Annotated in this window: 4 protein-coding genes; all 4 read right to left on the minus strand. The window is 69.7% G+C overall.

Annotated elements, in window-relative coordinates:
* Positions 1-478: 478 nt before the first annotated feature.
* The 4 genes from RCG67_RS16740 to RCG67_RS16755 all read right to left on the minus strand — a co-directional run bounded on the left by RCG67_RS16740 (position 479) and on the right by RCG67_RS16755 (position 4,721).
* Entirely contained in the window at positions 479-1,819 is a 1,341-nt protein-coding gene (locus RCG67_RS16740) for a hemolysin family protein (protein ID WP_368827912.1), read from the minus strand.
* A 244-nt stretch (positions 1,820-2,063) separates the two neighbouring features.
* Positions 2,064-2,600, minus strand: a complete 537-nt coding sequence (locus RCG67_RS16745; RefSeq protein ID WP_368827914.1) for a hypothetical protein — start codon at positions 2,598-2,600, stop codon at positions 2,064-2,066.
* A gap of 194 nt (positions 2,601-2,794) precedes the next feature.
* On the minus strand, positions 2,795-3,580 hold the full coding sequence (locus RCG67_RS16750; RefSeq protein ID WP_368827915.1) for a formate/nitrite transporter family protein: 786 nt from the start codon (positions 3,578-3,580) through the stop codon (positions 2,795-2,797).
* A gap of 91 nt (positions 3,581-3,671) precedes the next feature.
* Positions 3,672-4,721, minus strand: a complete 1,050-nt coding sequence (locus RCG67_RS16755; protein ID WP_368827917.1) for an alpha/beta fold hydrolase — start codon at positions 4,719-4,721, stop codon at positions 3,672-3,674.
* Positions 4,722-5,191 lie beyond the last annotated feature (470 nt).

A 5,191-nucleotide genomic window follows, 5' to 3' on the forward strand; every position in this document is an offset into this window, starting at 1 on the left:
TTGCGCACGTGGAACACGTAGTCGAACAGCAGCAGGCCGACGATCGCGACGATCGTCACGGCCCACACGGTGGGAGAGACGTCCATGGGAATTGGCTTTCCGGGTCGGGTGCAGGACCGCCGTAAGTCTCTCCGCCGCACCGGCAGGGACCGCTGTGGTCCGTGCTGCCGAGCTGGGCCGCTGCGTCCGGCCGGGAAACGACTTCCCGACGTACTGACGTCCGCAGCGCTGAGGGATACTCCCCTAAAGCTCTCCCGATTCTATCCGAGGATCCGTGCCGCCTCTGTCATGAAGGACACACCCCGGACTGCGTGGCCCTGGGCCGGGGTCACGGAGGGACGACCGCTCCGCGGGAGAAGCCGAGAGCAGCCGGGGAGAGAGGAGTGGGCGCCACGGTCGGCCTGTGGTGATCTGCCGGCTGAAGCGTGATGTGGTGCGCAGGTCCCGGGTGACTGGCTGCGGCGCACCCCCTGAGGGATCAGCCGGCCGCCTCGGTCGCGGTGGTCCCATGCTGGGGCAGGCGAGAGATCCGGACCCGTTCCACGCGGGTGCGGTCGGTGGCCAGAACCTCGAGCCGGAACTCGTCCACCTCCACGACGTCGCCGGGGCGGGCGACCCGGCCCAGCCGCTCCATCACGAACCCGCCCACGGTCTCGTAGACGCCCTCGGGAATGGTCAGGCCGGCTTCGGCCGGGACCTCCTGAATGATCAGCCCGCCGTCGACCAGGACGGTCTCGCCGGAACGCAGCACGGTGTCCTCGTGCTCGCGAGCCCCGGTGTCGAACTCGTCATAGATCTCGCCCACGAGCTCCTCGACGAGGTCCTCCAGGGTCACGATGCCGGCGGTGCCGCCGTACTCGTCGACCACGACCCCGACGTGGTGACCCCCCTTGCGCATGAACTGCAGCGTGCGCAGCACGTGGTTGGTCCTGGGCAGGAACGGGATCGGACGCACGATCTCGGCCAGGGTGCGCGGCGGGGCCTCGATCACCCCGTCGCCGTCGGCGTCGGCCACCACGAGGTCGCGGATGTGCACGAAGCCCAGCACGTCGTCGATGTCCTCCCCGGTGACCGGGTAGCGGGAGTGCGGCAAGGACAGCGCGGTGCGGTAGGCCTCGGTGACGGGCAGGGTGCCGTCCAGGAACTCGACATCGGTGCGCGGGCGCATCACCTCGGCCAGACGACGCTCTCCGGCCTCGAAGACGTCGGTGAGGATCGACCGCGACACCGGGCCGATCCCGCGGGTGTCCACGACCATCTCCCGGATCTCGTCGGCGGAGACTTCCTCCGTGGCCGCGTGCGGGTCTCCGCCGAGCAGGCGCACCACCGTGTTGGTGGAGGCCGAGAGCAACCAGATCACCGGGCGCATCAGTTTGGCGAACAGGTTCAGCGGCGGGGCCAGGACGCGGGTGAAGCCCACGGAGCGCTGCATGGCCAGACGTTTGGGCACCAGTTCCCCGAACACCAGGGAGAGGTAGGCGATCACCAGGGTCATTCCGATCAGCGCCACGGTCTGGGCCGCCGAGGCCGAGAGCCCGGCTTGTTCGAGCAGCGGGGCGATGTCCGGGGCGATCGTGGAGGCGCCGTAGGCGGAGGAGAAGAACCCGGCCACCGTCACACCGATCTGCACGGCCGAGAGGAACAGGTTGGGGTTGCGCACCAGGGCCGCGGTGCGGGCGCCCTTGCGCCCGGAGCGTTCGATCTTCTTGATCTGGCTCTCGCGCAGGCTCACGATCGCCATCTCGGTGCCGGCGAAGACACCCCCGATCACCACGAAAGCCAGCACGAGCAGAAGATTGACCAGGGTGTCGGAGTCCATGGATTCCACGCTACCGGCCCGGTGCTCAGGGGCACCGGCCTACCGCTCCGGACGGGCCCGGCAGAAGCTGAGCGTCCCCACGGTCGAGCAGCACCGGTGCGCCACGACCCGCAGACGCGGCCCAGGTCCATCCCGGCCCCTCGTCGTGTCTATTCCCGGTGGAGCTTGTCCTGGAGCACCCCGGCGGCCTCTCCTTCAGGATGGACTGCTCGGTAGTTTCGTAGAACCGGGCGTCCGGGGTTGGTCAGCCGGTCGGCGTTGTCTCCTCGGGCTGGGCGACGGTCACGTTGTCGGCTCGTAGGAAGGGCTGGCCGTGGTAGTAGGCCAGTTCATCGGGACCGGGATCTCCTCCCACGTTCTCTTCGACCACCGGGGGGTTGAACACCTCGTGGATCGTACCGGTGACGGAGATGGTGTCTCCAGCCTCGGGACTGGCTTCCTCCGGGTTGTAGAACACCAGCAGCGGCGCCAGGGTGGTGTCCTCAGCGCCGGTGATCGTGAAGCCCACCGGAGCGACGATCTCCTGGACCTGTCCGGTGACGATCACCTCCATGCCGCCGTAGTCCTCCCGCATGTCGACGAAGGCGCTGTCGTAGGGGCCGATGTACGGCTCCGTCGGCTCTCCGCCTTCCAGGATCCCGTCCTGCTGGGTGCTCTCGGTCTCCTCGACCGGGTCTGCCGTGTCTGTCGTTCCCGCGCCGCAGGAGGTCAGTCCCAGACCGGCGACGGCGAGGGCGGCTGCGGCGGTCGTGCGGAGAGTGGGGCGTTGGGACGGTGTCACGGTGAACCTCCTGCAAGTGGGGCGCCAACGGGCATCCGGGTGGCGTGTGGACCGGCTGATCCCCGACCGTAGGCACAGGTGAGGGGCGGAAACAATGAAGAGGCCACCCGCGGGCGGGGCCGGCGCACATCGTGATCGTCCCGTGACCGACCGGCCAGTAGCCGGGCGATGAACCCGGGGTCGAGCTGCCAGGATCAGTCGGATCCGGGGGAGCTCTTGGCCTGGACGGTGTGGGTGAGGGTCATCAGCAGCAGTCCGCCGACGAGGTTGCCGGCGACCGCCAGGACGAAGTTCTGCCCCAGGTCCCCGACGGTCACGGCGGCACCGAGCCAGATCCCGAACAGCAGGTGCAGCCCGGAGACGACGACGTGGTCGAAGGGGCCCAGGGCGAGGAAGACCCCGACCAGGTAGGCCAGCACGATGCGGGCGGTGGCCGAGTCCGCGGCGTGCAGCAGGTAGGAGAGCAGGGTCAGCAGCGTGCCGGCGGCCACGGCGCGGGCGAAGGTCGCCCATCCGCTCTTGGCCGCGATGTCCTCGGCCACGGACACCAGGACCTCGTGGGCCCCGGCCGGCAGGGCGCCCTCGACGGTGAAGACCGCGGCCATGACCGTTCCGCCCACCAGGTTGAGCACCAGCACCAGGGCCCACAGCCGGCCCAGCCGGAACCACACCGAGGGCCCCTGTTGGTCGATGGCCGCGGCGACGGGGTCGAAGAAGTTCTCGGTGAACAGCTCGGAGCGTCCGATCACGAGGAAGACCACGCCGGTGCCGAAGGCCAGGGCTCCGGCCAGTTTGCCGGGGCCGGTGCCGAAGCCGGGGGCGATCAGCTCCTCGGCCATGGCCAGGGCGACGATGCCGAAGACGATGGTGACCCCGGCGATGAACCCGGTCGAGGCCTGCTCCAGGGGCGGCATGGTCAGCCGCCGCGCTCCCTCCTCCTTGGCGCGGTCGTAGATCTCGTCGGGGTCCGGTGCGCTCATGGACCACACCTACTCCACCGGTTGCTCAGGGGCAATGAGCCCTCTGGTCGTTCTCCGGTGGATCGGTGAGTCGGCAGAGTCCTCACGGGACTCAGAAGGATGCGCTCGGTCGGGGGGCGGTCTCCGTGCGGTCCAGCAGCTCGGCGAGGGCATCGTTCACGGCCTGGGGGTGGGTGAGGTTGACCATGTGCCCGGCGCCGGGGACGCGCACGAAGCGGGCGCGGTCCCCGATGGTCTCGGCAAGGAACTTGCCGCGCTGCCAGGGGATGGTCCGATCACGGTCGCCGGTGAGGACCAGTGTCGGGATCCGCCGGAGGACGCTCAGGGAATCGGTGCGGTGGTAGGCCACCATGGCCGGGTAGAAGGCGGACACCACGGACTGCGGGGTGCGGACCCACGTGTCCTGCACCCCCGAGAAGACCTCGGGCGAGGGCTGGTCGTCGCCGAAGAGCTGCATGAGCAACCATCGGCGCCCCCAGGGCCGGCGGAAGGAAGTCACCCGGTCGATGACAGGGGCGAGGAGCCACAGTGCCCAGGCCGTTGCCTGGGCCAGGCCGGCGCGCACGGCGACGTGCGCCACTGGGTCGGGCATCTCCATCTTCGGCAGATGCCCCGCAGCCGCGGACAGCAACGCCACCCCGGTGATGCGGCCCCCGAAGAGTTCGGGGCGCTGACCGGCCAGTGAGATGACTGCCATCCCGCCCATGGAGTGGCCCACGAGCACGATCGGTCCTTCGCCCGCCTGCTGGTCGATGACTTCCCCCAGATCCTGGCCCAGCCGGTCGATGCTGGCCGACCGGTAGGTCCCCCAGCCGCTGCGGCCGTGGCCGCGCTGGTCGAAGACCACCACCCGGGCACGCCGTTCCAGGGCCTGGCACTGGTACCGGAACTCCTGGGCGGCGGAGGCGAACCCGTGGGCGAACACCACGGTCACCGGGGCGTCGGCCCGGCCCAGGGCCTCCGTCCACAGCTCCACCCCGTCATCGGTGCGGACCCCGGCCGGGCCGTCCGCCGTGCGGGAAACCGGAACGAGGAACCGCACAGCACCACTGAGGGCTGCCACGGCCGCGCCGGACAGAAGCACCCACGGCGCGGTGGTCCTGTCGCGGGCTCCGGTCCCGCTGCTGATCCTGCCGCTCATCCTCTTCTCCTTCTCTACAACGTGACTGGCGGAATGACTGGGTCCTCCCGGTTCCGCTCCGCCTGCAACTCAGGAGGAATCCTCCCGGAGGCCTACGAATCGGTCGACCGGGACAGGTTGGTCGTCGTATGGCATATCAGTGAGGGCTGGCAGCCAGGTGGCCGCTCGGGGAATCCGACGGCGCCCGTCCCCGAGGCTGTCGGCCACCGATGGTGGCGACTGGTGCCATCACCACCCAGGCCGGCCGGCGACAGATCACTCGGTCAGAGACGGTTCCGGCCACGCTAGCAGCGCCTTGTGAAAGTTCTGGTCCGCACCGTCCGGGCCGCCGCGTTCAAGAGCACGTCAGACAGCCGCGCGAGGAACTTTGCCCTGCACCGGGGAGCAGGGTCCTGCGGACGGGCGTGCCCGTAGGGTGAGCGGATGGACATCGCGCATCTGTTGTGGAACTCCGTCCCGCCGTGGGCCAC

It is taken from the genome of Kocuria cellulosilytica (genome assembly GCF_040981245.1).
Lineage (GTDB): Bacteria > Actinomycetota > Actinomycetes > Actinomycetales > Micrococcaceae > Kocuria > Kocuria cellulosilytica.